The following is a 26,016-nucleotide window of genomic DNA, read 5'->3' as shown; positions in this document are numbered from 1 at the left end:
GTTTTCCTAACCGTTTAGAAGTGCTGCAAAGGCGATTTCAACCATAGTATTTAGAGAACTTTCACGGTCTGCCGAGGACATAGATTCATGTGTGATTACGTGATCTGAGACAGTTAGAATCGCAAGTGCCCGTCGCTGTTTACGTGCAGCTATTGAATACAATTGATTGGCCTCCATCTCGGCACCGAGAACTCCGTGCTGGATCAATCTCTGTATAGCATCGCTTTCATCATAAAAGTAATCCATTGAGGCGACTCCACCGATATGAACATTTGGCAAATGCTTGGATGCTTCATGAGCTGCAAGTAGTAATTTGAAATCAGCATGCGGAGCAAAATCTAAATTATTTGTAAACCTGCGGTTTATATTTGAATCAGTTGAAGCGGTCATGGCTAAAATGACATCTCCAATTTTAGTTTTGTCTAATAATCCACCACATGTACCAATCCTGATTGCACTTTGGACTCCATATTCATTGAAGAGTTCAGTAACATAGATTGAAAGGGATGGAAGACCCATTCCAGTACCTTGAACCGAAACTCGCTCACCTTTATATGTTCCGGTGTAGCCAAACATGTTTCGAACTGCGTTGTACTGTGTAATATCTTCCAAATAAGTATCTGCGATCCATTTAGCCCTCAGCGGATCTCCCGGCAGAAGTATTCGCTCGGCGATATCGCCTTTATTGGCCGAAATATGTGGTGTGCTCATAGAACCCACCCTAAGCCCAATTTCCACTCTAGATTGGGAGCGGGCTGAGCGTGGCAAAGTGAAACCTGCTCACGTTTTGCAGGGGATTGCGAATTTGGTAGAAACAATTTTTTAAGGGTATAACATGTGAAGTATGGGAATGAACATAAAGAATGAAGAGGCTCATCGGCTAGCCACGCAAGTAGCCTCGATTTATGACGAGACTCTTACTGAGGCCGTGACCGTGGCCTTGCGCGAGCGCCTGGCAAGAGCCACGGCCCAGGATCGCCTTGAATGTTTGCGAACTCTGGCACAAGAAATCTCGCTTCGAATGCCAAAAGGCATGGACAGAGAATCAGTCGATTCAATGCTCTACAACGAATTGGGCCTACCTCGATGAAAGTAATAGTCGATAGTTCAGCAATTTTATCAATTCTCTTAGCTGAATCCGGGAGCGATGAAATTCTAACGGCCATTATTAGCAATGACTGCTCGATGTCTGTTGGAAACTACTTAGAGAGCGCGATAGTTGTTGATTCTACGAAAGATCCAGTAGCAATTCGTAAATTTGATGCATTTATAAAAGCATCAGGAATCGAAATAATTCCAATAGATTTTAAACAGGTTGAAATTGCACGTGTGGCTTATAGAGACTATGGAAAAGGCACAGGTCATCCGGCCAGATTAAATTTTGGTGATGTCCTTGCCTATGCTCTTGCTTCAGCTACGAACCGAGAACTCATGTGCAAAGGTGACGACTTTAACAAGACGGATATTGCAATTTTTAACCTTGAAAATCCTTAAGCGGCAAATTTAAGTTATCTATGCGAAAGCAGCCGGTAATCCACAGGCTGACTCATTCACACCTGTGAATTGGCGCAAAGGGTTTAGCGTTCCCGGAATTCACATCATTTGATCTGAAAAACAGAAACGAGTTAGTAAATGCCTGAAAAATTAATGGCAATAATTCTCTCGCTGGGTCTCATATCTGGAATTGGAATTGCCGGCACAGGGAGTGCAAGTGCAGCACCAAAACCTAAGCCAGCTCCAAGTAACGTACAAAAAATAGTACTCGCACCTCCACCCTCAGCAGTGGCGCGTTTATCACCGCCTCTGAAGAGCATTCCGTTCTGTCGAATAATTACGACAATGATTCCGCTTGCGGCTGTAGTCATTTTGATCAAAATACCTACTAATGCCACATCAGTAGCTAATGCTGTGGCATCATCACTATCTAGGTGGCTCTGCCCATGAAATATTTGAACATTATCGCTGGAGTCATAGCTTTTACCTTTTCAACTTTGGCATGGACAAGCAAGGACGACTATATGATGTATGGAACTATTGGCGGTTTCGTGATGTCTTTCCTAATTTTATTGAAGGTGCAATATTTACGTAAGCATCCTGAACACAAGTCAGAGTAAAAACTTTATGACGAAGAAGGTTCGAATTTGGCTTTCCTTACTTGTAGCAAGCTTTTTTCTCTCTCTGTGGGCTGGGAGATAAACCATACTTAATGCTATTGAAAAGTATAGTTTAGATGCTAAACTATACTTTGACTCGGTTTAAAGGAGAACTTATGCGAGGCGAATTACTACGTCGCACCTGGACATACGACCCAACTCACTATGTCCCACCGCGATTTCGTCGTGCCTGCCGCTATGAAGTTTTCATTCCGGAGGGTCTCGCCGAATTTACCGAACCATTGACCAGTGATCTTGCCGGAGCAGTTTCCGACGCCGAGACTGCTATTCACCAATTAAATGGACGCTCAGTTCCAGCGCTAACTCCATTGGCGCGCTTACTTTTGCGCTCCGAATCGATTGCTTCTTCCAAGATTGAGGGGATGCAGGTTGATGCACTGGATTTGGCGCGCTCAGAGGCGAAAATTGGAAGAAATGGGAAAGTCAGCACAACGGCTCGTGAAATCATCGCCAACATCGATGCAATGGAGTTGGCGATCGACCATGCCACCAATACAGAAATCATCTCGGTAGAAAACATCATCGATATCCATCGAATGTTGATGGAGTCAGCGTCGAATCGAGATGTGGCCGGGGTGATTCGCACTGAACAGAACTGGATTGGGGGCAATGACTACAACCCTTGTGGTGCAGATTTTGTACCGCCACCGCCGGAGGAGGTACCGCGTCTCCTAGCCGACCTTTGCGTAGCAATAAATGAAGGTGTGTTACCACCAATTGTCCAAGCAGGTCTAATTCACGCGCAATTTGAGACGATTCATCCATTTCATGATGGCAATGGTCGAACAGGCCGAGCACTTATTCACGTAGTACTTCGTCGTCGCGGAATGACACCGCATTACGTTCCACCGATCAGCATTGTGCTCGCTTCCAACAAAGCAAGTTATATAAACGGACTCACAAAATTCAGAGAGGGCGACACCGCGGATTGGCTGACGACATTTATAGCAGCTGCGGCACAGTCGGCGAACTTGGCAGGCATATATATTGGCGAGGTTGAAATGTTGCAGAGAGAGTGGAAAGCAGCATTACTGTCATCGGCAAATCCTCGCGCTGATGCTGTTGCTTGGAAAATCATTGAGGTTTTGCCTGGCTACCCAATTATCTCTGTACCAATTGCTGTTGCTGCTTCTGGCCGTACCAAGGCTGTAGTCGGTGAAGCCATGGTGCAACTTGAGCAGGCAGGTGTTCTTATCCGCGCGTCGCAAGGTGCTGGTAGTAGAACCTGGGAAGCGGTTGGGCTACTAAACCTTCTAGGTAATTTTGAATCCGGAGTGGAACCACGCGAATACGGCTGATCAGAATTGCCCAACTAAGAGCATTTGCTTTAAGGCCTGGGATTCATATCTCAAATTGCGTTTCCATGAAAATACTTCGAATCCAAAAGTCCAAATGAACTACCAAAGCTACGCGAGGACAATCATCAATCCACAGGCTGTCTCATTCACATATTTGACATCCTGCAAAAGAGTTAACGTTCCCGGAATTCATATCATTTGATCTGAAAAACAGAAACGAGTTAGTCAATGCCTGAAAAATTAATGGCAATAATTCTCTCGCTCTTGGGGCTGTTAGTGGGGCATTGACTGGTGGAGTGGGAGCCACGATTTATGGGTTTACCGCAGAGACTGCGTTGACTACAACCGCACTGTTCGTTGCAAGTGTGATTGTTGCACATTTGAGCATGCGCGGAAAACGTTAAATATTACTTGATCAATGTAAATCGCATTGATATGGCATCGCAAACTTCTCTTGGACAAGCTAAAGATATATTCGAAACCGTAGACCATCCGTGCCACCGTGCGCTGCAGGTTTAACAAATTTCTCGTGGAGAATTCCGCCATTATTCTTAATCACTTTTTGAGAAATTGAGTTGTCAACATCAGTTGTAAGTTCCACAAAAGGCATACCCAACTTAATTGCCTCAGGAAGTATCTGCCTGAGCGCCTCTGATGCATAACCCTTATTTCGCTTCCATGAAAATACCTCATAGCCGATATGCCCCAAACAATGAGGTGGCAAATCCGTCGTACCAACTTTCCAACGAAAGTTAATTTCTCCGCTCACTTGCCCATCCCACATCCATCGGGTAATTCCAGGTAAACGGGGAACGAGGGAGCCATCAGGAAGTTTCACATCAGGGCCTAGAGCATTTGGATCTTCTTGCTCGGCCAAGAAGGAAAGGGGATCGGCTTCTATCTCTAATAGTTCACGTTCTGCGCGATCAAGATATGCGGCGGTACCGGAAGAAATCGATTGAATTAGAGCATTTTTATAACTCTCTAAATATCGCTCTTCGGGGCGAACAATCTCCATGAGGCAATCCCATCATAAACAGGATTTCTCCGGTGAATAATATTGGTCGCTACCTCCATTAGGCATATACAAGTTGGATTAGTGAGAGTTGCCACTGGAATAAGAGAGCGCACACTCTTGACAGGATTTTTCTAGCGACGTAGCATAAAAATGTGCGACGGATTCTGTCGACATTGGTTTTCGCTTTGACTGTAACGGTCACCGGCGGAGTTTTAAGTGCACTCCCATTGAATCCTGCCATTGCCTATCAATCCATTGCAATGGACATACCGCCAGAATTGCCACAAGTTTCTCAGGGTAAGGTTTTTTCGTATTCATTCTCCAACCGTGTCACGGGCGGCACTGGGCCTCCATATATCTGGAAAATTGCCGGCAGTTTGCCATTGGGCATTCAATTGAATTCATCCACTGGAAAATTCAGTGGAGTTGTTTCAAAATCCGCGAAAATTAAAACTTACGCATTGAAAATCTGCGCAACGGGAGCAAAGCGCCCAGTAACCGGTACTGCACCAGGAAATACTGCTTGCGCATCAACAAAGCTCCAGGTTATTAAAGCTCAACCAACACTGAAGCCGACTCCTTCACCAACAAGCACTTTGAGCGTGGTCACGAGCGAATTACCAGCGGCAATTTCCGGGCAGGAATATCGAGCAACCATAGTCGCTGTCGGTGGAAAGGGAGCACGCTTCTGTAACCTTCGAACTGGTTCATCCCTTCCTACTGGTTATGCGATAGTTCCAGATACATGCATTATTAGCGGTCGCGGCGCCATATTGAGTTCAGGTACGACGCGCACCATCTCTGCTCCATTTACCATAACTGTTACAGATTCTGCTGTGCCACCTGCATCGGTAAATGTCACACTCACAATTACTACCTATGTGCCAGAACCTGTCATCACGATGATTCCAGCAGTTTGCGTCGCTTTAACACCGTGTAATGTTCCAGTAGCCACTGCTACCGGAGGTACTCCTCCCTATTATTATGTCTCGAACCAAATTGCTGGCGGCCTTCCACCGCTGGGCATGATTGTTGATCTCAATGGCAGGTTGACGGGAACTCCGCGACAACAAGGGATATTTACTTTTGGAGTGTGCGCAGTTGACACTGTTGCACAGCAGTCGTGTCAAACGACCACGGTAACTGTGACTGCACCACCGACTTTTAGAATCACGATCAACAAGAACGGTGATGGCCAAGGAACAGTCAGTGCAGATTCTGGGAACATCAATTGCGGAGCTACGTGTCAAGGTGACTATGTTGTTGGAACGCGTGTGACATTAACTGCCAATCCTTCAGTCGGTTCAGTTTTCACAGCTTGGTCAGGTGCCTGCGCCGGAGTCGGTGCGTGCACATTAACTCTTAATGCAGACTCTGTCGTCACTTCTACTTTCACGACCTCTGCAACTGGAACCTATAGTGGAAATATTAGTTGGCCCAATATTCAACCAGCTGGAACCAGCGGCAGCTGTGGAGCTCAAACCATCTACCGTTCCATCACTTTGCAAGAGAGCGCCGGAGGCAAAATCACAGGTACGACAAATTCCAGCGCTACCTTTTCAGGGACCAGGGTCGGAAGTGCAATAACCGTGACTTATCAAACATCGAGTTGGGGAATGCGAGGACCATATGTATGGCAATGGGATGGCACGACATTGACAGGAATACTTCCCGCTATTTGTTATAACACTTCTACTTACGCAATATTGGCGGAATCCTCCTACTCCTTCACCTTAAAAAAGAGTTAACCGATACTTGAGGCCCCGCGAATAATTTGATGACTGTCTCCACCAGTAGGCATAAACAGCTTTGGGGACACTTCTCTGACAGCCCAAGCAAAAGCAAAAGGTAAAGTCCGCATGCACGGCAAGTAATACATCATGCATGATGGTACTGTCGTAGAGTTTAGGTTTAACGTCTAGATCCATGGCGTTCCCGCCACAAGATATTTCGAAGCCTGTTGGACGTAACTTTCACTGCCGCTTACAAGAAATGACTTTTCTTGCGCGACAAAGATTCTGTATCAGGCCTTACTCAGGCCTTATGGCTTAGGTGGCTTAGGTGGCTTAGGCGGTTTAGGTGGCTTAGGCGGAGTAACCGATCCAGTTGGCTTGGGCGGTTTAGGTGGCTTGGGCGGAGTAACCGATCCAGTTGGCTTGGGCGGTTTAGGTGGCTTAGGCGGAGTAACCGATCCAGTTGGCTTAGGCGGTTTAGGTGGCTTAGGCGGAGTAACCGATCCAGTTGGTTTAGGTGGCTCAGTTGGCTTGGGCGGAGTAACCGATCCAGTTGGCTTAGGTGGTTTAGGTGGTTTAGGTGGTTTAGGTGGTTTAGGTGGAGTAACCGATCCAGTTGGTTTAGGTGGCTCAGTTGGCTTGGGCGGAGTAACCGATCCAGTTGGCTTAGGCGGCTCAGTAGGCTTGGGCGGAGTAACCGATCCAGTTGGCTTAGGTGGCTCAGTTGGTTTGGGCGGAGTAACTGATCCAGTTGGCTTAGGTGGCTTAGGTGGCTCAGTTGGTTTGGGCGGCTTGGGCGGTTCTCCTCCACCTCCACCTCCACCTCCACCCCCACCAGCTTTGGCGAATGAACTAAGCGCTGAAGCAGAAGTCGCGAAACTTGCCGTAGCTGTAACGGTGAAAGCGAGGAGCAGAATGCATACACGCTTGGCTGTCAGCAAGTGAAAATGTTCTTGGACTGGGATTTTGCTTTTCATAATCCCTCCTAGGAAATACGAATTTGCAATTGGTCGAAAATGATTTCTCACTCGATGGACCGACAAGCAAGGCAGACCTAGTGATAGATCGAGCATTCATCGTAAACCTGACTTCCAGTAGAAGGGGTCCTAGAGAAAAACAATTAGTGTTAGCACTTAGGCTCTTGAGGAAAAATATGCGTGCACGAGCGACATATCCGCAGGTTTACTCGGGCACTGTTCGAGTGCGCCCATCTACCCTAGGCCAGTGCGTTTCGTAAATTGGCCACCCTCGTACGAAAGAATGCTGTTGCCGACAAGGTGAGTCGACTCTCAATGTGCTTGCGGAGGGGTTCTTCAACGATGCGGTGTTTTTCTTAGAGACATATCTTGTGGCACCTAGTTAGACCTATTTTGCAAATCTCCAGAGCAAGTCGGCTACGCAATTTCAATAGGGTGACACATAGGCAGTGTTGTTAAATTATGTTGCTTACTCGAATCAAAGACTTCCCAAAGGTGGGAGCGTAGTGCTTCACGTCAAGATGCTCGCGAAATCACTGTGCGTGCCTCACCTATTTTTGCTAGCGGAAGATCAAAGGTAAGTGCCTTGGGCTCAATCAGTTGTTGCAACATCTGACTTTCAGAAGAAATTGCAATGGCGTCGGACATGTTCTTTGATGAATCTTCTGTGACATAGTTTCAAATTTCCCTTGACAGGTTTTGTTAAGCATGATAAACCTATACAAAATCCAGTAATCAACTGCCGAAGTGCGGGGGATAGATATGGAAAAAGTCGCAAGAGTTGCTCTCTTTTTATCTGCTTGGCTAATACTGCCGATCTGGTCAATTCCGAGTGCGCAGGCATCAGAGCCATGGCTGGCAATGAGTTGGAATGTCGGTGGCGTCTATCGAGATGTGGCCTTCACAGTATCGAACTCAGGATCTGGGATCAAAGTAGTTGCAGGTGAGAAACTTCCGTGGGCAAAGGCTTATGGGTGTGAAATTCCATCAGGGACGATTGTTTACGACTTCACTCTGGTTGGAAAAGATTCTGCAGGAAATAAGTTATACAACGGCTCCGCACTCATGTGGGAATCAAGTGGCGGTGTCTGCACGACAAAAGGACTCGGTGGTCAGTGGTCAGCGGTGTTAAAGCCAGGCCAGAATGGATTCTCAACGCCGAAACTCGAGTTTGGTCCCGACAATGTGATTGGAATTTATTTGGGCAAATTCAGCACAGGTGACACATTGCCTACTGCAGCCGACAATGTTCTCTACCGCAAAGGTGGCACCACGCCTGTAGTTACTCCGACCCTGACTGCTACTCCGACTCCGACTGCCACAAACGTTGGAGCAGTCGATGATGAGGTGCCAAGCGTAGAGGCCCTTACTTCAACTGGTAAGCGCGGAGCCATAGCTAACCTTCAATATACATCCAGTGATGACAGTGGCGAAGCTTATGAGCAAATCACAATCTTGAAAGGCAAGAAAGTCGTCGGCCGCATTACCACCGTGCTAGGGGAGCGCGATCCAGATTTTACTTACATTCAAAAATGGCCGGTTAAGAAAACAATTTATGGAAAGTTTCAATTCTGCCTTATCGCAATCGATGATGCCGGCAATAAAAGCGATAAAAGTTGCGCTGTATTAACAGTTAAGAAATAGCCGTGTTAACGGTTAAGAAATAGAAGTCAGAATCAGTGGGATTCAATTCAGCGCGTTACTTAGCATTGCTATCGAAGTTGAGAATTCGCCAAATGTCGTTCTCTTTCATCAGATTGACAATCACTTTGTAGGTCTTCCCATCGGTACCCTCAATCTCGTAAGTAATTTGCGAAGTAGCCGCTGAGCCAGTTTCACCATTGATTGTTTTGCCCGTAACTTTTTCGGTGGAGGCGAGGATTGGGCCAATTTGATTCACAACCGACTGCATTTGGTCAAGTGAAATTGTTGTCTTGGCTTCACTCGAAAATAATTCATATGCTAAACCAGCATCACCTGCCTGAACACTGTTAAGGAAGAGATCACTTACAGCCAAAGGAGCCTTAGTTGCAGAATTCACAAAAAATGTGGAAACCACAACCAAGCCTGCTATCGCAAGTACGACTATTCCTATGATCTTCTTTGCACTTCGCTTCCTTTTCTTCTTACCACCTCCATTATCACTCACGGATTGGATGGGTTCTTCACTGTTTTCGGTCACAAACGATCCCCCTTAGTTGTTAAGTTTTAGAAGTTTAGAAAGCATGAATTGTGACAAGAAATATGAACAACTCTTTCTAGATGTGAACTCCATTGGTCGATGTATCGATTGGTTTTGCATGCGCTCACATATTTAAGGTTGCTTTTTCTTACCCCAAATCACTTCTTCATCCTTGCCGCTATCTTCCTCGCCACCGATAGTAATTGAACTCGAATTTTCAATTTCGACGACGCTTTCACCTCCCTTGGTACGAACGATTTTTACGAAGTCTTCTAATTTCGGTTTTTCCGTACTAGCTGAGACTGAAAATATTTTCTTAAGTGAATCAATGATGGACATGGCCTCGGTTCTCCTCTCAGTACTTAATTTTGGATTATCAATCCCCTGGGCTTCTTAACTCGAAGTATTTACAAAAAAATATAATTCAAAATTTTTAATGATTATAAGCGATAAGTTGGAACCATTTTAAGAGCGGTAGCACTCTTCCGGTCCAGTTAAGGATCGATTAGAAAAGTATCGGCCGCAGAAATAAAATCACCCGTCGCGAAGTAGAGTCAGCAGCAATGGGGTGCCTTAAGAGACTTGGACAGGCTGGCACGCTAACGAGTCATTAGAAACTGAGGCAGGCCTCCGGGCATCAGACCTGGCCTCGATCATAGAGTTGTATAAGCTCCGAATCCTGCAAGAGTGGCTAGCGCAGCTCAATTTTGAAGAAATTTCACGGCGCGTCTTTGCAACCTCTTTGCCCAAAGTAGGAGTAAAAGGGCCGTTTTGACTCTTTGAGCGTGGCTGGGTTACCCTTCTCGTCTGCTCTTTCATAGGGCTTTGTTGCTTGTGCGTGTAAAAAGTTGAAAAACTATTTGCATCAACCATGCAAATCGGGTGCAACACACCCGACCGCGTGGGTCGGCGATTGAGCGTGAATAAAGATCAGTAACGAAGATACGAATGGAGATGAAGTGCCAACAATTCAACAGCTAGTTCGTCGTGGTCGTGAAGAAAAGACTACGAAGACAAGCACACCTGCACTTAAGGGTTCACCACAACGACGCGGAGTTTGCACACGCGTTTACACGACGACCCCTAAGAAACCAAACTCTGCGCTACGCAAAGTTGCACGTGTTCGACTTACCAGTGGCATGGAAATCACTGCATACATTCCTGGTGAAGGTCACAACTTGCAAGAGCACTCCATTGTTCTAGTTCGTGGTGGTCGTGTTAAAGATCTACCAGGTGTTCGTTACAAGATCATTCGCGGATCATTAGATACACAGGGTGTAAAGAACCGTAAGCAGTCACGTTCTCGCTACGGAACAAAGAGAGAGAAGAAGGCTTCCTAATGCCACGTAAAGGTCCCGTAGTAAAAGCTGCCGTTGTTGCTGATCCTGTTTACAACTCACCAGTTGTAACTGCACTCATTAACCGCGTTCTACTTCATGGCAAGCGTTCAACTGCCGAAGCAATTGTTTATAACGCACTTGAGGGTTGCCGTGCAAAGAATCAAGTTGATCCAGTAATCACTTTGAAGCGCGCACTAGATAACATCAAGCCGACAGTTGAAGTTCGCTCACGACGCGTTGGTGGCGCTACATACCAAGTACCTGTTGAAGTTAAAGCAGGACGTTCAACAACTTTGGCACTTCGCTGGTTAATTGATTACTCACGATCACGACGTGAAAAGTCAATGTCAGAGCGTCTAATGAATGAACTTATCGATGCAAGCAATGGCCTTGGCGCTGCTGTAAAGCGTCGCGAAGATACTCACAAAATGGCTGAAGCAAACAAAGCTTTTGCCCATTACCGCTGGTAACCCGCTTACAAAGATATTAAACCCAAGTTTAAACAAACGAGAAGAAGAGGCAATACGTGTCAGCAGTAGAGAAGATCGATCTAGCTACGGTTCGCAACATTGGAATCATGGCTCACATCGACGCGGGCAAAACCACGACTACTGAGCGCATCCTTTTTTACACTGGTATTAACTACAAAATCGGTGAGGTGCACGAAGGTGCAGCAACGATGGACTGGATGGAGCAGGAGCAAGAGCGCGGTATCACTATTACCTCTGCTGCAACTACCTGTATGTGGGATGACCACCTCATTAACATTATCGATACACCTGGCCACGTTGACTTCACTGTTGAAGTAGAGCGCTCATTGCGTGTGCTCGATGGCGCAGTTGCAGTATTCGATGGTGTTGCAGGCGTAGAACCTCAATCTGAAACTGTTTGGCGTCAAGCCGATCGCTACTCAGTTCCACGTATCTGTTTTGTAAATAAGCTAGACCGCACAGGTGCATCTTTTGATAAGTGCGTAGATATGATTAAAGACCGCCTTAATGCTGTAGCCCTTGTTCTTCAGATTCCAATCGGCATCGAAGGAGATTTCCTCGGAGTTGTTGATCTCATTGCAATGAAGGCACTTACCTGGCGTGGAGAGACACAAAAGGGCGAGGATTACGCAATCGAAGAGATTCCTGCTGACTTACTTGAAAAAGCAAAGCAAGCTCGTCACGACATGATTGAAACACTTTCTGAGAATGACGATATGTGCATGGAGAAATTCCTAGAGGGAGTTGAATTAACTGAAGTTGAAATCATCGCTGGTATTCGCCGCGCAACACTTGCAGCAAAACTAACTCCAGTAGTAACTGGTTCAGCCTTTAAAAACAAAGGTGTTCAACCAATGCTAGATGCCGTAGTTCGCTACTTGCCAAGCCCACTTGATGTTGAATCTATCGTGGGTACAGACATGTACAACACTGAAATTGAAGTTGTTCGTCACCCAGATAATAAAGAGCCCTTCTCGGCCCTTGCTTTTAAAATCATGACCGATCCACACCTTGGAAAGCTAACTTTTATCCGCGTGTACTCAGGTGTGCTAGAGACCGGTTCAACAATTCTTAACTCAACTAAAGATCGTAAAGAGCGCATTGGAAAGATTTACCAGATGCACGCTAACAAGCGCGAAGAGCGTGACAATGTTGGAGCAGGAATGATTGTTGCCGTTATGGGTCTTAAGGACACAACGACTGGTGAAACTCTCTGTGATCCTGCAAAGCCTGTAATCCTTGAATCAATGGACTTTCCAGCACCAGTTATCTCGGTAGCAATCGAGCCAAAGACAAAGGGCGACCAAGAAAAACTAGGAATTGCTATTCAGCGTTTATCTGAAGAAGATCCAACTTTTCATGTAAAAACCGATGAAGAGACTGGACAGACAATTATCGCTGGTATGGGCGAACTTCACTTGGAAATTTTAGTTGAGCGAATGCGCCGTGAATTTAAAGTAGATGCAAATGTTGGAAAGCCTCAGGTTGCATACCGCGAAACTCTTCGCAAGCCTGTTGCTCGTCACGACTACACACACAAGAAGCAGACCGGTGGCTCTGGACAGTTCGCAAAGATCCAGATTGCAATCGAGCCACTTCCAACTGGTGTTGTTGAGGGCGGATATGAATTTGTAAATAAAGTCACTGGTGGCCGCGTTCCTCGCGAGTACATCCCATCAGTAGATGCAGGCTGTCGAGAGGGAATGACATCAGGACCTCTTGCTGGCTACCCACTTACAGATGTACGAGTAACTCTTCTTGATGGTGCGTATCACGATGTTGACTCATCGGAGCTCGCTTTCAAGATTGCTGGACTTGCGGCGTTTAAGGAAGCGGCAAAACTTGCCGATCCTGCGATTCTCGAGCCAGTGATGCGCGTCGAAGTTGTCACCCCTGAAGATTTCATGGGTGACGTCATCGGTGACATCAACAGTCGTCGTGGCCAAATCCAGGCCATGGATGAGCGGTCAGGTGCCCGCGTTGTTAGGGCGCTAGTTCCATTGTCAGAGATGTTCGGCTATGTCGGAGATCTTCGCTCTAGAACTCAAGGTCGCGCGAGCTATTCAATGGAGTTCGATTCGTATGCCGAAGTACCGGGCAACGTAGCGAAGGAAATCATTGCAAAAGTTCGTGGCGAATAACTCCCTAAAACTAAAAAGCACAATCCCTAATAACTAAGCACTAGCAAACGAAAGAGGAACCAAAATGGCAAAGGCAAAGTTCGAGCGGACAAAACCGCACGTAAACATTGGCACCATCGGACATATCGATCACGGTAAGACAACTCTTACTGCTGCGATCTCCAAGGTGCTGCACGACAAATTTCCAACTCTTAATGCAGCGACAGCGTTCGCTGATATTGATAAGGCGCCAGAAGAGCGTCAACGTGGTATCACAATCTCTATCGCTCACGTCGAGTATCAGACAGAGAAGCGTCACTACGCACACGTTGACTGCCCAGGTCACGCCGACTACATCAAGAACATGATCACTGGAGCAGCACAGATGGATGGAGCAATCCTCGTCGTTGCAGCTACAGATGGTCCGATGCCACAGACTAAGGAGCACGTACTACTTGCTCGTCAGGTAGGCGTTCCATCAATCGTTGTTGCACTTAATAAGTCAGACATGGTTGATGACGAAGAGATTCTTGAACTCGTTGAGATGGAAGTTCGCGAACTTCTCACTAAGTACGAGTTCCCAGGCGATGACACACCAATCGTCCGCGTCTCAGCACTTAAGGCACTCGAAGGAGATGCCGCTTGGTCAGAGAAGATTATGGAACTCATGGATGCAGTAGATGCATTTATTCCTCAGCCAGCTCGCGAAATTGATAAGCCATTCCTTATGCCAGTTGAAGATGTTTTCACAATCACAGGTCGTGGAACCGTAATTACTGGTCGTATCGAGCGCGGCGTCGTAAAGATTAACGAAGAAGTTGAAATCGTTGGAATCCGTACAGATGCTCAAAAGACAACAGTTACAGGTGTTGAAATGTTCCGTAAGTTGCTCGACGAAGGTCAAGCTGGCGAGAACGTTGGACTCCTTCTCCGTGGTCTAAAGCGCGAAGATGTTGAGCGTGGTCAGGTTGTCTGCAAGCCAGGGTCAATCACACCTCACACAGAGTTCGATGCATCTGCTTACATCCTTTCAAAGGATGAAGGTGGTCGTCACACTCCATTCTTTAACAACTACCGTCCACAGTTCTACTTCCGTACAACTGACGTAACTGGTGTTGTAACACTTCCTGCAGGAACCGAAATGGTTATGCCTGGCGATAACACTGAGATGTCAGTAACGCTCATCCAGCCAATTGCTATGGAAGAAGGTCTGCGCTTTGCTATCCGCGAAGGCGGACGCACAGTAGGAGCAGGTCGCGTAACAAAGATTAAGAAGTAATTGTTGAAGCCCGGCGGCATCAAAACCGCCGGGCGTTAACAAAAGTTTGACAAGAAAATTAATGCAGAATTGACGAAGATTTACTAAAAACGAAGGAGAACGACATGGCGGGACAAAAGATCCGCATTCGACTCAAGGCCTACGACCATGAGGTGATTGACTCATCAGCGAAGAAAATCGTTGAAACAGTTGAGCGCACTGGTGCAACGGTCGCGGGTCCAGTGCCGCTACCAACAGAGAAGAACACATACTGTGTTATTCGCTCTCCTCACAAATATAAGGACAGCCGCGAACACTTCGAGATGCGCACGCACAAGCGCCTTATCGACATCATCGACCCAACACCTAAAACTGTTGACTCATTGATGCGACTAGATCTGCCAGCTGGCGTCGACATCGAGATCAAGCTCTAGGGAAAGGACGAGAAACATGACATATACAACTCAAGCTGCCGGCTCGTCCATCAAAGGCGTTCTCGGTAAGAAGATAGGAATGACACAGGTTTTTGATGCTAACAACAAAATGGTTCCAGTAACCGTTGTTGAAGCCGGTCCATGCGTCGTTACGCAGATTCGTACCCCTGAAGTTGATGGTTACTCAGCTGTTCAAATCGCATTTGGCGCAATCGACCCAAAGAAGATTACGAAGCCACTCACTGGCCACTTTGCTAAAGCGGGCGTGACTCCACGTCGCTCAATTGCAGAGTTACGTACTCTTGATACATCGTCGTACACGGTTGGACAAGAGATTGGTGCCACGGTTTTCACTGCCGGAGAACTCATCGATGCAACTGGTACAAGCACTGGAAAGGGAACTGCCGGCGTTATGAAGCGCCACGGTTTCCATGGTCTTGGCTCATCTCACGGTGTTGATCGTAAACACCGTATGCCAGGTTCAATTGGTGCATGTTCAACACCAGGTCGCGTTTTCAAAGGAATGCGCATGGCTGGTGTTATGGGTGGAGTAAAGGTCACAACACAAAACCTAGTTGTGCACTCAGTTGATGCCGAGCGCAACTTGCTACTTATTAAAGGATCAGTTCCAGGTCCAGATGGACAACTTGTTTTTATTCGCTCTGCTGCAAAGCATGCGATCTTTGAAACAGCAAAGGCAGGTGCATAACTCATGGCGCTGACTATTGAAGTTAAGAACGCTGAAGGCGTGAAGGTTGGATCAGTTGATCTACCGACTGAAATCTTCGACGCTCAGACAAACGTTCCATTAATTCACCAAGTTGTTACAGCGCAACTTGCCGCCGCTCGCCAAGGTACTCAGAAATCTAAGAACCGTGGAGAAGTAAGTGGTGGAGGAAAGAAGCCTTTCAAGCAGAAGGGAACAGGTCGTGCCCGTCAGGGTTCTTCACGTTCACCTAACCAGAAAGGCGGCGGTACAGCCCATGCTGTTCGACCTCGTACATATTTCCAGCGCACACCAAAGAAGATGATTGCCGCAGCACTGTGTGGAGTTCTCTCTGATCGTCAGCGCAATGATCGTATTCATGTTTTAGATTCAGTTTCAACTGCACCTTCTACGAAGGCGGCAATTGCAGCGGTTCGTCAGTTCAGCACACGTAAGAATCTTTTAGTAGTTGTATCTCGCTCTGAAGATCTAGCGTGGCGCTCACTTCGTAACGCTGATGATCTACATCTTCTTGTTCCAGATCAGTTGAATGCCTACGACATTCTCAAAAGTGATGACGTTGTCTTCTCTGAAAGTGCAATCAAGGATTTTCTAGCCGGACCACGCAAAGTGGTTAAGGCTGTAGCACGCGAAAGCGAGGTCAGCGCATGAAAGATTACCGCGATGTTCTAGTAGCACCAGTTGTCTCTGAAAAGAGCTACTCACTTCTTGATGAGAACAAGTACACATTTATCGTTGCACCAGATGCTAATAAGACTGAGATCAAAATCGCAGTTGAAAAGGTCTTTGGCGTAAAGGTAGTCAGCGTTAACACTATGAACCGTCAGGGTAAGAATAAGAAAACTCGTTTCGGTGATGGAAAACGTAAAGACACAAAGCGCGCAATTGTGCAGGTAGCAGCTGGCGACCGTATCGACATCTTCGGAGGACCAGTTTCCTAGCCGGAACTGGACTTCTAAGAGAAAAGGATCATCATGGCACTTCGTAAATTAAAGCCAACGACCCCGGGTCAACGCGGCGCAAGCGTTCCAGATTTTGCTGAACTCACACGTTCAACACCTGAGAAGTCACTTGTTCGTCCAATCCACTCAAAGGGTGGCCGCAACAATGCAGGACGTATCACTATTCGCCACCAAGGTGGAGGTCACAAGCGTGCCTACCGCCTCATCGATTTTATTCGCAATGATAAAGATGGTGTGCCAGCAAAGGTCGCTCACATTGAGTACGACCCAAATCGCACCGCACGTATTGCACTTCTGCACTATGCAGATGGCGAAAAGCGTTACATCATCGCACCAAATAAATTAGAGCAGGGTGCAACCGTTGAAAACGGCCCAAAGGCAGATATTAAGCCTGGCAATAACCTGCCACTTCGCAATATTCCAGTAGGTACCGTCGTTCATGCAATTGAACTTCGTCCAGGCGGAGGAGCAAAGATTGCTCGCTCAGCTGGAGCCTCAGTTCAGCTGGTTGCAAAAGAGGGTGCACTCGCGCAACTTCGTATGCCATCTGGTGAAATTCGCAACGTCGATGTTAGGTGCCGTGCAACTGTTGGAGAAGTTGGAAATGCTGAGCAGTCCAATATCAACTACGGAAAAGCCGGTCGCATGCGTTGGAAGGGCAAGCGCCCATCTGTTCGCGGAGTTGTTATGAACCCAGTAGATCACCCACACGGTGGTGGAGAAGGTAAGACTTCCGGAGGCCGTCACCCAGTGACACCTTGGGGTCAGCCTGAAGGCCGCACTCGTAAGAAGAAAGCATCAGATTCATTGATTGTCCGTCGTCGCAAAACGAATAAGAAGCGGTAGGTAGGAGCCCTCATGCCAAGAAGTCTCAAGAAGGGTCCATTCGTTGATGGACATCTACTCAAGAAGGTAGATGCTCAAAACGATGCCAATACCAAGAACGTGATTAAGACCTGGTCACGTCGCTCAATGATCATTCCTTCAATGATCGGACACACCATCGCAGTACATGATGGCCGCAAGCACATCCCAGTTTTCATTACCGACGCGATGGTTGGACACAAGCTTGGTGAGTTCTCACCAACACGTACCTTCCGTGGTCACGTCAAGGGCGAAGATCGGAGAGCAACACGTGCCTAATACAACGCCGGAACTAGAGAGTACTCAGGCTCCATTAATTGCTCGCGCAGTTTTGCGCGACATTCGCCACACACCACAAAAGGCTCGACGTATCGTCGATCTCATTCGTGGACAACGTGCCGATCAAGCACTTTCGATTTTAAAGTTTGCTCCACAAGCTGCAGGTAGCGATGTGTACACACTTCTTAACAGTGCCGTTGCAAATGCAAAGGCGAAAAACCCAGCGATCCGTGATGCTTCAGAGCTATGGGTAGTTGAAGCTCTCGTTGACGAGGGCCGAACAATGAAACGCTTTCGTCCACGTGCTCAAGGTCGCGGATTCCGTATCTTGAAGCGTTCATCACACATCTCAGTTGCAGTAAGCGACATGAAAATCGCTTCTAAAACTCTGAACAAGAAGGGAGCGACCAAGTAATGGGTCAAAAAGTAAACCCACACGGCTTCCGTCTCGGCATTACAACTGAATTTAAGTCACGTTGGTATGCAGACAAGTTGTACAAGGATTACGTCAAGGAAGATGTCGAAATCCGTCGCATGATGCAGAAGGGTATGGAGCGCGCTGGCGTATCTCGAATTGAAATCGAGCGCACACGCGATCGTGTCCGTATCGATCTACATACTGCTCGTCCAGGAATTGTTATTGGTCGTCGTGGCCAAGAGGCAGATATCTTGCGCCAGCGTCTTGAGAAGTTAACTGGCAAGCAAGTTCAGTTAAACATTCTTGAAGTGAAGAACCCAGAGATTGATGCACAACTTGTTGCACAGGGAATTGCCGAGCAGTTAGCTGCCCGTGTTTCATTCCGTCGCGCAATGAAGAAGTCAATGCAATCTGCGATGAAGGCAGGCGCACAGGGCATTCGTGTTCAGTGTGGTGGTCGTCTTGGTGGGGCCGAAATGTCTCGCTCAGAGTTCTACCGCGAAGGTCGCGTCCCACTGCACACACTTCGTGCCGATATCGATTACGGCTTCTACGAAGCGGCTACTACTTTCGGTCGCTTAGGTGTAAAGGTCTGGATCTATAAGGGTGAGATTATTGGTTCACGTGCAGAGCGTGCAGCAACAGCGTTAGCTGAAGCTCGCGCACCAAAGCCAGAGCGACGCGGACCACGTCCTCCACGTCCAGCGCGTGGTGAGGTAACTATTACCAAGCCAGCGGCTGTAGTCGAAGGAGCTAACTAATATGTTAATTCCACGTCGCGTTAAGCACCGCAAGCAGCACCACCCTTCACGTAGTGGTGCAACAAAGGGCGGAAGCGCAGTTGCTTTCGGTGATTTTGGTATTCAAGCTTTAGAGCCTGCATACGTAACTAACCGTCAGATTGAAGCCGCTCGTATCGCAATGACTCGTTACATCAAACGTGGTGGAAAGGTTTGGATCAATATTTATCCAGATCGTCCAATCACTAAGAAGCCAGCTGAAACTCGCATGGGTTCAGGTAAGGGTTCACCGGAGTGGTGGATTGCAAACGTAAAGCCCGGTCGCGTGATGTTTGAAATCTCAGGCGTAACTGAAGCTGTCGCTAATGAAGCGATGCGTCTTGCAATACATAAACTTCCAATGAAATGTCGTGTTGTGAAGCGTGAGGAGGCATAAGTGGCTACTACAACTACAACTGAAGAGTTGCGCCAATTATCGGCCGAGGAGTTAACTGACAAAGTGCGCGAAATGAAGGAAGAGTTATTTAATCTTCGTTTTCAAGCTGCAACCGGTCAACTTGAAAGCCATGGCCGTTTAGGTGCGGTACGTAAAGAGATTGCACGCGTCTACACAATTATGCGCGAGCGCGAACTAGGAATCGGGGGAGCTGCCTAATGGAAACAGCTAATGAAGATCGCGGATTCCGCAAGGTTCGTGAAGGCGTAGTCGTGAGTGACAAGATGGATAAAACCATCACTGTCGAGGTATCAAATCGTGTAAAGCACGGTATGTACTCAAAGGTTCTCTCACGCTCACATAAGTTAAAGGCACATGACGAGGCAAATACTGCCGGCATGGGCGATCGTGTACTCATCATGGAAACTCGACCACTCTCAGCGACAAAGCGCTGGCGTTTAGTTGAGATTCTCGAGAAGGCCAAGTAAGGGCTGGTGGATAAGAAATGATTCAACAAGAGTCGCGCCTACGCGTTGCGGATAACACTGGAGCTAAAGAGCTTCTCTGTATCCGTGTGCTCGGTGGATCCAAGCGCCGTTATGCCGGTATCGGAGACATCATCGTATGTTCCGTCAAGGATGCAATCCCTGGTGGACAAGTAAAGAAGGGTGAGGTCGTTAAGGCCGTCATCGTTCGCACAGTCAAAGAGCGTCGTCGTCCAGATGGCTCTTACATTAAATTTGATGAGAATGCCGCTGTGATCTTGAAAGCCGATGGCGAACCACGTGGAACCCGTATCTTCGGACCAGTTGCACGCGAACTTCGCGATAAAAAGTTTATGAAGATCATCTCGCTAGCTCCGGAGGTGCTATAAAAAATGGCAAAGATTAAGAAGAATGACACTGTTTTGGTTATCGCCGGAAAAGATAAAGGCATTACTGGAAAAGTTCTTTCCGTGGATGGGGAGCGAATCCTCATCGAAGGTGTGAATCGCCAAAAGCGCCACACTAAAGAGTCAACTGGAGATCGCGGCGTTAAAGTCGGCGGAATCGTCACGATGGAGGCTGCAATTCACATTTCAAATGTCATGGTCGCAGATTCTGATGGCAAGGCATCACGCATTGGCTCTCGTAAAGATGACGAGGGCAAGAATGTTCGAATCTCACGTCGCACCGGAAAGGACATCTAATGTCTACAGATTTAGATGTACGTCTTAAGAGCAAATACAAGAGCGCAATCGCTCCTGCACTAAAAACTCAATTCGGTTACAAGAACGTGATGCAGATTCCAAATCTGACCAAGATTGTGGTCAACATGGGCGTTGGCGATGCAGCTCGTGATTCAAAACTTATTGAAGGTGCAATCCGCGACTTAGCAACTATCACTGGACAAAAGCCACAAGTTACTAAGTCTCGCAAATCAATTGCACAGTTCAAACTTCGTGAGGGTCAGCCAATTGGCGCACACGTAACAATTCGTGGAGACCGCATGTGGGAGTTTGCAGATCGCTTGCTCTCTATCTCACTTCCACGTATCCGTGACTTCCGCGGTCTATCTCCAAAGCAGTTTGATGGAAAAGGAAACTACACATTCGGTCTCACCGAGCAGGTTGTGTTCCCAGAGATCGAACAGGACAAAATCGATCGTCCACGTGGAATGGATATCACCTTCGTTACTACAGCAAAGAATGATGCAGAAGGCCACGCGCTATTAAAAGCCCTTGGTTTTCCATTTAGGGAGGCATAAGAGATGGCAAAAACATCACTGGTCGTCAAAGCAGCTCGCAAACCTAAGTTCAAGGTTCGCGGCTATACCCGATGCAGCCGATGTGGTCGTCCACACGCTGTGTACCAAAAGTTTGGAATTTGTCGCGTGTGCTTCCGTGAAATGGCGCACCGTGGTGAACTTCCTGGCATCACGAAAGCATCCTGGTAACCCCACCCTTTTTTATCCAACCCACTACAACGAAATAGGTCCGAGAAGGAAACCAGTTCGAGAAAGGCCACGAGGCCACGTATGACAATGACAGATCCGATCGCAGACATGCTGACTCGTCTGCGCAATGCGAACTCTGCCTACCATGATTCGGTTTCAATGCCGTCTTCATCGGTCAAGGTTCGAATTGCAGCGATCCTTCAACAAGAGGGATACATCGCTGCATATCGCGTTGATGAAGCAGAAGATGGAGTAGTTAAGAACCTAGTTCTTGATCTTAAGTTTGGCGCAAACCGAGAGCGTTCAATCGCTGGTTTACGCCGTGTAAGCAAGCCAGGACTTCGCGTGTACGCAAAGTCAACAGCTCTACCAAAAGTACTTGGTGGATTAGGCGTTGCAATCATTTCAACCTCATCTGGATTGCTTACTGATAAGCAAGCCAATAAACAGGGCGTAGGCGGAGAAGTTCTCGCCTATGTGTGGTGATCGCTAATGTCCCGTATCGGTCGTATGCCAATCGCCGTCCCAAGTGGCGTCGAAATTACAATTGCTGGCCAGAACGTTTCAGTAAAGGGTCCTAAGGGATCTCTCTCGCTCAACGTTGCCGAGCCAATTCAAGTGTCACAAACAGAGGGCGTCATCACCGTTGCTCGTCCAAATGAAGAGCGCTTAACTCGCTCGCTTCACGGCCTTTCTCGCACATTAGTTGCGAACATGGTTGAGGGAGTTACAAATGGATATGCAACCACAATTGAAATCGTAGGCGTTGGTTATCGTGTCGCTGAAAAGGGTGCAAACCTTGAGTTCCAACTTGGATATAGCCACAACATTGATTTCCCAGCACCTTCTGGAATCACCTTCAAAGTTGAGTCGCCAACTAAGTTCCAAATCATTGGAATTGATAAGCAAAAAGTTGGAGAAGTTGCTGCCAAGGTAAAGAAGCTTCGTAAGGCCGATCCATATAAGGGCAAGGGCTTACGCATCTCAGGTGAAGTTGTTCGCCGCAAGCAAGGAAAGACGGGTAAGAAGTAATGGCTATTGGAGTAAAGGTCCGCAAAGGCTCGGCAACAAATGCCCGCGCCCGTCGTGCTTTCCGAGTTCGCAAAAAGGTCTCGGGTACCCCAGCACGTCCACGTTTAGTCGTTTCACGCTCGTCACGTCACTTGTTCGTTCAAGTAATCGATGACACTATCGGCAAGACACTTGCCTTCGCCTCAACGATGGAGGCAGATTTCCGTAACGATAAAGCTGACAAGAGCGCTAAGGCGAAGGCGGTAGGTGCATTAATTGCAACACGCGCTAAGACTGCCGGAATCGATACTGTCGTTTTTGATCGCGCCGGTAATAAGTATCACGGACGCATTGCAGCAGTTGCTGATGGTGCACGAGAGAATGGATTGGAGTTCTAATGGCCGCTAATCCAACTACTGCAGCTCCTGCAGGAAATGATCGCGCTGGTGCGGGTAAAGGTCGTGGTGAACGCCGCGAACGTCGCGATGATCGCGAAAAAGAAAAAAACCCATTTATGGAGCGCGTTGTATTTATTAACCGCGTATCTAAAGTTGTAAAGGGTGGACGTCGTTTCTCATTCACTGCTCTCGTTGTCGTCGGTGACGGCAATGGTCAGGTTGGAATTGGTTACGGAAAGTCAAAGGAAGTTCCACAAGCGATTGCAAAGGCAGTAGAAGAGGCTAAGAAATCCTTCTTTACTGTTCCACGTATTCAAGGAACTGTTCCACACTCAGTACAAGGAGAGACTGCAGCTGGCGTAGTTCTACTTCGCCCAGCTAGCCCAGGTACCGGAGTAATTGCCGGTGGACCAGTGCGTGCAGTACTTGAATGTGCAGGCATCACGGATGTATTGACTAAGTCACTTGGATCCAACAATGCAATCAATATGGTTCACGCCACTGTTGCAGCGTTAAAGATGCTTGAGAGCCCAGCGCAAATCGCTGCTCGACGTGGTCTTCCATTAGAAGATGTTGCACCAGCTGCAATTATCCGCGCTTCACAGATCACAGTAGGTGTCTAATGCCACGTTTAAAAGTTACTCAGATTCGCTCGAAAGTTGGAAACAAGCCAGAGCAACGCGACACACTTCGTTCATTGGGCCTTAAGCGCATTAACGATGTTGTTGTTAAAGAAGACCGTCCAGAGATTCGCGGAATGGTCTACGCAGTTCGTCACTTGATCACAGTTGAGGAGGTTGAATAACGATGACATTAAAACTTCATCATCTTCGTCCAGCCCCAGGAGCTAAGAAAGCTAAAACTCGTAAGGGTCGCGGTGAGGCATCAAAGGGTAAGACAGCAGGTCGTGGTGGCAAAGGAACTCGTGCCCGTAATCAGGTTCGTGCAGGTTTCGAAGGCGGACAGCTACCTCTCGTAATGCGTTTACCTAAGCTTCGCGGCTTCAAGAACCCTGCTCGTATTGAGTACCAGGCAGTTAATGTCTCAACAATAAACGCGCTATTCCCTAAGGGTGGCGATGTAACTGTTGCAGATCTAATTGCTAAAGGTGCAGTTCGTGACTCTCTTCCCGTTAAGGTGTTAGGCAATGGCGATATCGATGTAAAGGTAAACGTCACGGCACATGCATTCTCAACAACTGCGGTAGATAAAATCGCAGCTGCCGGCGGAAAAACCACCGTTCTTTAATCAAAGTACCATTTAATAGATAGAAAGAGTGGAGAAGATCAATGCTTTCAGCATTCGCAATGGCCTTTAGGACACCTGACCTACGTAGGAAGATCTTCTTCACCCTCTCCATCATGGCGCTATTCCGCTTTGGCTCAGTTGTTCCAACTCCAGGCGTGTCATACTCAAACGTTCAGCAGTGCTTGGCCACTGTTGAATCAGGTGGTCTCTTCGGCCTAATAAATTTATTTAGCGGTGGAGCACTTCTCCAGCTTTCGGTTTTTGCACTTGGCATCATGCCTTACATCACTAGCTCAATTATTATTCAATTACTTACCGTAGTTATTCCTCGTTTCGAAACACTTAAAAATGAGGGTCAGTCAGGAACTGCAAAGTTAACCCAGTACACGCGCTACTTAACAATCGGTCTTGCGATTTTGCAGTCCACTGGACTAATTGCGGTTGCGCGAACACCAGGCCGTTTGATTTCAGGCTGCGATTTGGCCATCATTCCAGATACTTCATGGTCGCGAATTGTCACAATGATCTTTGTAATGACCGCCGGAACTTCCGTCATCATGTGGCTAGGTGAGCTCATCACAGATCGAGGTGTTGGTAACGGTATGTCAATCTTGATTTTCACATCTATTGCGGCAGGTTTTCCAAGTCAACTGTGGTCCATCAAACTTCAAAAGGGTCTCTTTGCTTTCTCATTCGTTATGGCCGTTGGTGTTCTAGTCGTTGCAGCAGTTGTCTTTGTTGAACAGGCACAGCGTCGTATTCCAGTGCAGTATGCAAAGCGCATGGTTGGACGTCAATCCTATGGCGGAACCAGCACCTACATACCTATTAAAGTTAACCAGGCCGGCGTAATTCCAGTTATTTTCGCTTCCTCTTTACTTTATATTCCTTCACTTATTGTTAACTTCACAAATAGCCAATCAGCATGGGCGATATGGATTAGTCGTAACTTTGTAAATGGTGACAATATTATTTATGTACTTACCTATGCAGGTCTCATCATTTTCTTTACTTACTTCTATGTTGCAATTACTTTCAACCCAGATGAGGTAGCAGATAATATGAAGAAGTACGGTGGATTTATTCCTGGAATTCGTGCAGGCCGCCCTACATCTGAGTATCTGCAGTATGTGCTCTCACGTATTACCGCCCCTGGCTCTCTATACCTTGCTTTAGTTGCCGTTATTCCAATTGGGGCACTGGTGCTCTTTGGTGCGACGCAGAACTTCCCATTCGGCGGAACGGCGATCTTAATTGTTGTTGGTGTAGGCCTTGATACTGCAAAGCAGATTGAGTCACAGTTGCAGCAGCGTTCCTATGAGGGATTCCTGAAGTAATGCGCCTTGTCCTGGTAGGTCCACCAGGCGCTGGTAAGGGAACACAGGCACAATTCCTAGCGGCGCACTATTCAATTCCGCATATCGCAACGGGTGATATTTTTCGGAGCAATTTGAAAGCTGGAACTCCATTGGGGATTGAAGCAAAGAGTTTCATGGATCGCGGCGAATTAGTACCAGATTCAGTTACCAATGAGATGGTTAAGGCTCGCTTGCTTGAGGAGGATCTTGCAAATGGTTTTCTCTTAGATGGCTTTCCACGAAATGTTTTGCAGGCCGAAGTTTTGCGAGCAAATTTAGCGGAAAAATTGACTCCACTAACGGCAGTCCTTGAACTATCTATCGACAATGATGAAATAATCGCTCGTTTATCAAGTCGTAGAACATGTAAAGACTGTGGATTACCCACTGTAAATAATGACATATGCCCAAACTGTGGCGGAGATGTCTATCAGCGCGAAGATGACAAAGTAGAGGTTATTTCTCGCCGTCTTGAGGTCTATCAAGAACAGACTTCGCCGATCATTTCCTTCTATCGCAACGAGGGTTTGCTCATTACAGTCAGTGCAAGCGGTACCGTAGAAGAGATAACTGAGCGTGCAATCTCGGCTCTGAACCGTGTTTCGTAAAGGAAAA

40 protein-coding genes are annotated in these 26,016 nt (G+C 47.3%); 34 read left to right on the top strand and 6 right to left on the bottom strand.

From position 1 onward, the window contains the following. Positions 1-6: 6 nt before the first annotated feature. Positions 7-711: a purine-nucleoside phosphorylase gene (deoD, locus tag Q8K48_02120; GenBank protein ID MDP1851195.1), complete on the bottom strand. Its 705-nt coding sequence runs from the start codon at positions 709-711 to the stop codon at positions 7-9. Positions 712-850: 139 nt separating this feature from the next. On the opposite strand from deoD, the gene Q8K48_02115 reads away from it, so the two are divergent. Further along, complete coding sequence (locus Q8K48_02115) at positions 851-1,090, top strand: type II toxin-antitoxin system VapB family antitoxin (GenBank protein ID MDP1851194.1); 240 nt, start codon at positions 851-853, stop codon at positions 1,088-1,090. Further along, entirely contained in the window at positions 1,087-1,494 is a 408-nt protein-coding gene (locus tag Q8K48_02110; protein ID MDP1851193.1) for a type II toxin-antitoxin system VapC family toxin, read from the top strand. The genes Q8K48_02115 and Q8K48_02110 overlap by 4 nt, the downstream gene beginning before the upstream one ends. 131 nt (positions 1,495-1,625) lie before the next feature. Here Q8K48_02110 and Q8K48_02105 read toward each other — a convergent pair whose 3' ends face one another. Further along, positions 1,626-1,865, bottom strand: a complete 240-nt coding sequence (locus Q8K48_02105; GenBank protein MDP1851192.1) for a hypothetical protein — start codon at positions 1,863-1,865, stop codon at positions 1,626-1,628. 75 nt (positions 1,866-1,940) lie between these two features. Here Q8K48_02105 and Q8K48_02100 point away from each other — a divergent pair, with 75 nt between their 5' ends. Together Q8K48_02100 and Q8K48_02095 are read left to right on the top strand one after the other, a co-directional pair. Continuing rightward, complete coding sequence (locus tag Q8K48_02100) at positions 1,941-2,114, top strand: hypothetical protein (protein MDP1851191.1); 174 nt, start codon at positions 1,941-1,943, stop codon at positions 2,112-2,114. A 155-nt stretch (positions 2,115-2,269) separates the two neighbouring features. Beyond that, on the top strand, positions 2,270-3,472 hold the full coding sequence (locus Q8K48_02095) for a Fic family protein (GenBank protein ID MDP1851190.1): 1,203 nt from the start codon (positions 2,270-2,272) through the stop codon (positions 3,470-3,472). 463 nt (positions 3,473-3,935) lie between these two features. Here the strand turns inward: Q8K48_02095 and Q8K48_02090 are convergent, their stop codons facing one another. Continuing rightward, positions 3,936-4,490, bottom strand: a complete 555-nt coding sequence (locus tag Q8K48_02090) for a GNAT family N-acetyltransferase (protein ID MDP1851189.1) — start codon at positions 4,488-4,490, stop codon at positions 3,936-3,938. A gap of 152 nt (positions 4,491-4,642) precedes the next feature. On the opposite strand from Q8K48_02090, the gene Q8K48_02085 reads away from it, so the two are divergent. Together Q8K48_02085 and Q8K48_02080 are read left to right on the top strand one after the other, a co-directional pair. Then, the gene (locus Q8K48_02085) at positions 4,643-6,238 is read left to right on the top strand and encodes a putative Ig domain-containing protein (GenBank protein MDP1851188.1); all 1,596 of its coding nucleotides are present in this window, start codon (positions 4,643-4,645) and stop codon (positions 6,236-6,238) included. Between the two features lie 363 nt (positions 6,239-6,601). Beyond that, positions 6,602-7,168: a hypothetical protein gene (locus Q8K48_02080; GenBank protein MDP1851187.1), complete on the top strand. Its 567-nt coding sequence runs from the start codon at positions 6,602-6,604 to the stop codon at positions 7,166-7,168. Positions 7,169-7,716: 548 nt separating this feature from the next. On the opposite strand, the gene Q8K48_02075 is transcribed toward Q8K48_02080, so the two are convergent. Continuing rightward, entirely contained in the window at positions 7,717-7,848 is a 132-nt protein-coding gene (locus tag Q8K48_02075) for a hypothetical protein (protein MDP1851186.1), read from the bottom strand. A gap of 114 nt (positions 7,849-7,962) precedes the next feature. Here Q8K48_02075 and Q8K48_02070 point away from each other — a divergent pair, with 114 nt between their 5' ends. Next, positions 7,963-8,844: a hypothetical protein gene (locus tag Q8K48_02070; protein ID MDP1851185.1), complete on the top strand. Its 882-nt coding sequence runs from the start codon at positions 7,963-7,965 to the stop codon at positions 8,842-8,844. A 55-nt stretch (positions 8,845-8,899) separates the two neighbouring features. Here the strand turns inward: Q8K48_02070 and Q8K48_02065 are convergent, their stop codons facing one another. After that, positions 8,900-9,349: a hypothetical protein gene (locus Q8K48_02065; protein MDP1851184.1), complete on the bottom strand. Its 450-nt coding sequence runs from the start codon at positions 9,347-9,349 to the stop codon at positions 8,900-8,902. Positions 9,350-9,514: 165 nt separating this feature from the next. Continuing rightward, a complete protein-coding gene (locus tag Q8K48_02060) occupies positions 9,515-9,721 on the bottom strand; it encodes a hypothetical protein (GenBank protein ID MDP1851183.1) in 207 nt (68 codons plus the stop codon). A gap of 620 nt (positions 9,722-10,341) precedes the next feature. Here Q8K48_02060 and rpsL point away from each other — a divergent pair. The 27 genes from rpsL to Q8K48_01925 all read left to right on the top strand — a co-directional run bounded on the left by rpsL (position 10,342) and on the right by Q8K48_01925 (position 26,009). Then, positions 10,342-10,722 (top strand): 30S ribosomal protein S12, encoded by a 381-nt coding sequence (gene rpsL / locus Q8K48_02055; GenBank protein ID MDP1851182.1) that lies wholly within the window; start codon positions 10,342-10,344, stop codon positions 10,720-10,722. Then, positions 10,722-11,192 (top strand): 30S ribosomal protein S7, encoded by a 471-nt coding sequence (rpsG, locus tag Q8K48_02050; GenBank protein MDP1851181.1) that lies wholly within the window; start codon positions 10,722-10,724, stop codon positions 11,190-11,192. The genes rpsL and rpsG overlap by 1 nt, the downstream gene beginning before the upstream one ends. 74 nt (positions 11,193-11,266) lie before the next feature. Then, positions 11,267-13,354, top strand: a complete 2,088-nt coding sequence (fusA, locus tag Q8K48_02045) for an elongation factor G (protein MDP1851180.1) — start codon at positions 11,267-11,269, stop codon at positions 13,352-13,354. Between the two features lie 64 nt (positions 13,355-13,418). Continuing rightward, a complete protein-coding gene (gene tuf / locus Q8K48_02040) occupies positions 13,419-14,612 on the top strand; it encodes an elongation factor Tu (protein MDP1851179.1) in 1,194 nt (397 codons plus the stop codon). A 104-nt stretch (positions 14,613-14,716) separates the two neighbouring features. Then, positions 14,717-15,025 (top strand): 30S ribosomal protein S10, encoded by a 309-nt coding sequence (gene rpsJ / locus Q8K48_02035; protein MDP1851178.1) that lies wholly within the window; start codon positions 14,717-14,719, stop codon positions 15,023-15,025. A gap of 16 nt (positions 15,026-15,041) precedes the next feature. After that, entirely contained in the window at positions 15,042-15,734 is a 693-nt protein-coding gene (rplC, locus tag Q8K48_02030) for a 50S ribosomal protein L3 (GenBank protein MDP1851177.1), read from the top strand. A gap of 3 nt (positions 15,735-15,737) precedes the next feature. Further along, positions 15,738-16,403, top strand: a complete 666-nt coding sequence (gene rplD / locus Q8K48_02025; GenBank protein ID MDP1851176.1) for a 50S ribosomal protein L4 — start codon at positions 15,738-15,740, stop codon at positions 16,401-16,403. Next, positions 16,400-16,693 carry a 50S ribosomal protein L23 gene (rplW, locus tag Q8K48_02020; GenBank protein ID MDP1851175.1) on the top strand — a complete coding sequence of 98 codons (294 nt, stop codon included), beginning with the start codon at positions 16,400-16,402 and terminating at the stop codon, positions 16,691-16,693. Before rplD ends, rplW begins: the two co-directional genes overlap by 4 nt. Positions 16,694-16,726: 33 nt before the next feature. Then, the gene (gene rplB / locus Q8K48_02015; protein MDP1851174.1) at positions 16,727-17,560 is read left to right on the top strand and encodes a 50S ribosomal protein L2; all 834 of its coding nucleotides are present in this window, start codon (positions 16,727-16,729) and stop codon (positions 17,558-17,560) included. Positions 17,561-17,572: 12 nt separating this feature from the next. Further along, on the top strand, positions 17,573-17,857 hold the full coding sequence (gene rpsS, locus Q8K48_02010; protein MDP1851173.1) for a 30S ribosomal protein S19: 285 nt from the start codon (positions 17,573-17,575) through the stop codon (positions 17,855-17,857). Then, complete coding sequence (gene rplV / locus Q8K48_02005; protein MDP1851172.1) at positions 17,850-18,272, top strand: 50S ribosomal protein L22; 423 nt, start codon at positions 17,850-17,852, stop codon at positions 18,270-18,272. The genes rpsS and rplV overlap by 8 nt, the downstream gene beginning before the upstream one ends. Next, positions 18,272-19,036: a 30S ribosomal protein S3 gene (rpsC, locus tag Q8K48_02000; protein MDP1851171.1), complete on the top strand. Its 765-nt coding sequence runs from the start codon at positions 18,272-18,274 to the stop codon at positions 19,034-19,036. The genes rplV and rpsC overlap by 1 nt, the downstream gene beginning before the upstream one ends. Before the next feature lies 1 nt (position 19,037). After that, positions 19,038-19,451, top strand: coding sequence for a 50S ribosomal protein L16 (gene rplP / locus Q8K48_01995; protein ID MDP1851170.1), 414 nt, complete (start codon positions 19,038-19,040; stop codon positions 19,449-19,451). Continuing rightward, entirely contained in the window at positions 19,452-19,670 is a 219-nt protein-coding gene (rpmC, locus tag Q8K48_01990) for a 50S ribosomal protein L29 (GenBank protein MDP1851169.1), read from the top strand. It abuts the gene before it with no gap. Continuing rightward, positions 19,670-19,939 carry a 30S ribosomal protein S17 gene (gene rpsQ / locus Q8K48_01985; protein ID MDP1851168.1) on the top strand — a complete coding sequence of 90 codons (270 nt, stop codon included), beginning with the start codon at positions 19,670-19,672 and terminating at the stop codon, positions 19,937-19,939. The genes rpmC and rpsQ overlap by 1 nt, the downstream gene beginning before the upstream one ends. Before the next feature lie 17 nt (positions 19,940-19,956). Next, entirely contained in the window at positions 19,957-20,325 is a 369-nt protein-coding gene (gene rplN / locus Q8K48_01980) for a 50S ribosomal protein L14 (GenBank protein MDP1851167.1), read from the top strand. A 3-nt stretch (positions 20,326-20,328) separates the two neighbouring features. Beyond that, positions 20,329-20,640, top strand: a complete 312-nt coding sequence (rplX, locus tag Q8K48_01975; protein MDP1851166.1) for a 50S ribosomal protein L24 — start codon at positions 20,329-20,331, stop codon at positions 20,638-20,640. After that, complete coding sequence (gene rplE / locus Q8K48_01970; protein ID MDP1851165.1) at positions 20,640-21,197, top strand: 50S ribosomal protein L5; 558 nt, start codon at positions 20,640-20,642, stop codon at positions 21,195-21,197. Before rplX ends, rplE begins: the two co-directional genes overlap by 1 nt. 3 nt (positions 21,198-21,200) lie before the next feature. Further along, positions 21,201-21,386, top strand: a complete 186-nt coding sequence (locus Q8K48_01965) for a type Z 30S ribosomal protein S14 (GenBank protein ID MDP1851164.1) — start codon at positions 21,201-21,203, stop codon at positions 21,384-21,386. A gap of 81 nt (positions 21,387-21,467) precedes the next feature. Next, positions 21,468-21,872, top strand: coding sequence for a 30S ribosomal protein S8 (gene rpsH, locus Q8K48_01960; GenBank protein ID MDP1851163.1), 405 nt, complete (start codon positions 21,468-21,470; stop codon positions 21,870-21,872). Between the two features lie 6 nt (positions 21,873-21,878). Continuing rightward, positions 21,879-22,418 (top strand): 50S ribosomal protein L6, encoded by a 540-nt coding sequence (gene rplF / locus Q8K48_01955; GenBank protein MDP1851162.1) that lies wholly within the window; start codon positions 21,879-21,881, stop codon positions 22,416-22,418. Beyond that, positions 22,418-22,795 carry a 50S ribosomal protein L18 gene (rplR, locus tag Q8K48_01950; GenBank protein MDP1851161.1) on the top strand — a complete coding sequence of 126 codons (378 nt, stop codon included), beginning with the start codon at positions 22,418-22,420 and terminating at the stop codon, positions 22,793-22,795. Before rplF ends, rplR begins: the two co-directional genes overlap by 1 nt. 116 nt (positions 22,796-22,911) lie before the next feature. Then, complete coding sequence (rpsE, locus tag Q8K48_01945) at positions 22,912-23,418, top strand: 30S ribosomal protein S5 (GenBank protein MDP1851160.1); 507 nt, start codon at positions 22,912-22,914, stop codon at positions 23,416-23,418. Next, positions 23,418-23,600: a 50S ribosomal protein L30 gene (gene rpmD / locus Q8K48_01940; GenBank protein MDP1851159.1), complete on the top strand. Its 183-nt coding sequence runs from the start codon at positions 23,418-23,420 to the stop codon at positions 23,598-23,600. Before rpsE ends, rpmD begins: the two co-directional genes overlap by 1 nt. A 2-nt stretch (positions 23,601-23,602) precedes the next feature. Then, the gene (rplO, locus tag Q8K48_01935) at positions 23,603-24,043 is read left to right on the top strand and encodes a 50S ribosomal protein L15 (GenBank protein MDP1851158.1); all 441 of its coding nucleotides are present in this window, start codon (positions 23,603-23,605) and stop codon (positions 24,041-24,043) included. Positions 24,044-24,084: 41 nt separating this feature from the next. Continuing rightward, entirely contained in the window at positions 24,085-25,380 is a 1,296-nt protein-coding gene (secY, locus tag Q8K48_01930; GenBank protein MDP1851157.1) for a preprotein translocase subunit SecY, read from the top strand. Then, positions 25,380-26,009, top strand: a complete 630-nt coding sequence (locus Q8K48_01925) for an adenylate kinase (GenBank protein MDP1851156.1) — start codon at positions 25,380-25,382, stop codon at positions 26,007-26,009. The genes secY and Q8K48_01925 overlap by 1 nt, the downstream gene beginning before the upstream one ends. Positions 26,010-26,016 lie beyond the last annotated feature (7 nt).

Source organism: Candidatus Planktophila sp. (genome assembly GCA_030681675.1).
Classification (GTDB): domain Bacteria; phylum Actinomycetota; class Actinomycetes; order Nanopelagicales; family Nanopelagicaceae; genus Planktophila.
This window is presented reverse-complemented; position numbering and strand designations above follow the sequence as displayed.

Bases quoted from the DNA above. Each gene is read 5' to 3' on its own strand.
- deoD (MDP1851195.1), bottom strand. From the start codon at position 711: ATGAGCACACCACATATTTCGGCCAATAAAGGCGATATCGCCGAGCGA.
- Q8K48_02115 (MDP1851194.1), top strand. From the start codon at position 851: ATGAACATAAAGAATGAAGAGGCTCATCGGCTAGCCACGCAAGTAGCC.
- Q8K48_02110 (MDP1851193.1), top strand. From the start codon at position 1,087: ATGAAAGTAATAGTCGATAGTTCAGCAATTTTATCAATTCTCTTAGCT.
- Q8K48_02105 (MDP1851192.1), bottom strand. From the start codon at position 1,865: ATGACTACAGCCGCAAGCGGAATCATTGTCGTAATTATTCGACAGAAC.
- Q8K48_02100 (MDP1851191.1), top strand. From the start codon at position 1,941: ATGAAATATTTGAACATTATCGCTGGAGTCATAGCTTTTACCTTTTCA.
- Q8K48_02095 (MDP1851190.1), top strand. From the start codon at position 2,270: ATGCGAGGCGAATTACTACGTCGCACCTGGACATACGACCCAACTCAC.
- Q8K48_02090 (MDP1851189.1), bottom strand. From the start codon at position 4,490: ATGGAGATTGTTCGCCCCGAAGAGCGATATTTAGAGAGTTATAAAAAT.
- Q8K48_02075 (MDP1851186.1), bottom strand. From the start codon at position 7,848: ATGTCCGACGCCATTGCAATTTCTTCTGAAAGTCAGATGTTGCAACAA.
- Q8K48_02070 (MDP1851185.1), top strand. From the start codon at position 7,963: ATGGAAAAAGTCGCAAGAGTTGCTCTCTTTTTATCTGCTTGGCTAATA.
- Q8K48_02060 (MDP1851183.1), bottom strand. From the start codon at position 9,721: ATGTCCATCATTGATTCACTTAAGAAAATATTTTCAGTCTCAGCTAGT.
- rpsG (MDP1851181.1), top strand. From the start codon at position 10,722: ATGCCACGTAAAGGTCCCGTAGTAAAAGCTGCCGTTGTTGCTGATCCT.
- tuf (MDP1851179.1), top strand. From the start codon at position 13,419: ATGGCAAAGGCAAAGTTCGAGCGGACAAAACCGCACGTAAACATTGGC.
- rpsJ (MDP1851178.1), top strand. From the start codon at position 14,717: ATGGCGGGACAAAAGATCCGCATTCGACTCAAGGCCTACGACCATGAG.
- rplC (MDP1851177.1), top strand. From the start codon at position 15,042: ATGACATATACAACTCAAGCTGCCGGCTCGTCCATCAAAGGCGTTCTC.
- rplD (MDP1851176.1), top strand. From the start codon at position 15,738: ATGGCGCTGACTATTGAAGTTAAGAACGCTGAAGGCGTGAAGGTTGGA.
- rplW (MDP1851175.1), top strand. From the start codon at position 16,400: ATGAAAGATTACCGCGATGTTCTAGTAGCACCAGTTGTCTCTGAAAAG.
- rplB (MDP1851174.1), top strand. From the start codon at position 16,727: ATGGCACTTCGTAAATTAAAGCCAACGACCCCGGGTCAACGCGGCGCA.
- rpsS (MDP1851173.1), top strand. From the start codon at position 17,573: ATGCCAAGAAGTCTCAAGAAGGGTCCATTCGTTGATGGACATCTACTC.
- rpsC (MDP1851171.1), top strand. From the start codon at position 18,272: ATGGGTCAAAAAGTAAACCCACACGGCTTCCGTCTCGGCATTACAACT.
- rplP (MDP1851170.1), top strand. From the start codon at position 19,038: ATGTTAATTCCACGTCGCGTTAAGCACCGCAAGCAGCACCACCCTTCA.
- rpsQ (MDP1851168.1), top strand. From the start codon at position 19,670: ATGGAAACAGCTAATGAAGATCGCGGATTCCGCAAGGTTCGTGAAGGC.
- rplN (MDP1851167.1), top strand. From the start codon at position 19,957: ATGATTCAACAAGAGTCGCGCCTACGCGTTGCGGATAACACTGGAGCT.
- rplX (MDP1851166.1), top strand. From the start codon at position 20,329: ATGGCAAAGATTAAGAAGAATGACACTGTTTTGGTTATCGCCGGAAAA.
- rplE (MDP1851165.1), top strand. From the start codon at position 20,640: ATGTCTACAGATTTAGATGTACGTCTTAAGAGCAAATACAAGAGCGCA.
- Q8K48_01965 (MDP1851164.1), top strand. From the start codon at position 21,201: ATGGCAAAAACATCACTGGTCGTCAAAGCAGCTCGCAAACCTAAGTTC.
- rpsH (MDP1851163.1), top strand. From the start codon at position 21,468: ATGACAATGACAGATCCGATCGCAGACATGCTGACTCGTCTGCGCAAT.
- rplF (MDP1851162.1), top strand. From the start codon at position 21,879: ATGTCCCGTATCGGTCGTATGCCAATCGCCGTCCCAAGTGGCGTCGAA.
- rplR (MDP1851161.1), top strand. From the start codon at position 22,418: ATGGCTATTGGAGTAAAGGTCCGCAAAGGCTCGGCAACAAATGCCCGC.
- rpsE (MDP1851160.1), top strand. From the start codon at position 22,912: ATGGAGCGCGTTGTATTTATTAACCGCGTATCTAAAGTTGTAAAGGGT.
- rpmD (MDP1851159.1), top strand. From the start codon at position 23,418: ATGCCACGTTTAAAAGTTACTCAGATTCGCTCGAAAGTTGGAAACAAG.
- rplO (MDP1851158.1), top strand. From the start codon at position 23,603: ATGACATTAAAACTTCATCATCTTCGTCCAGCCCCAGGAGCTAAGAAA.
- secY (MDP1851157.1), top strand. From the start codon at position 24,085: ATGCTTTCAGCATTCGCAATGGCCTTTAGGACACCTGACCTACGTAGG.
- Q8K48_01925 (MDP1851156.1), top strand. From the start codon at position 25,380: ATGCGCCTTGTCCTGGTAGGTCCACCAGGCGCTGGTAAGGGAACACAG.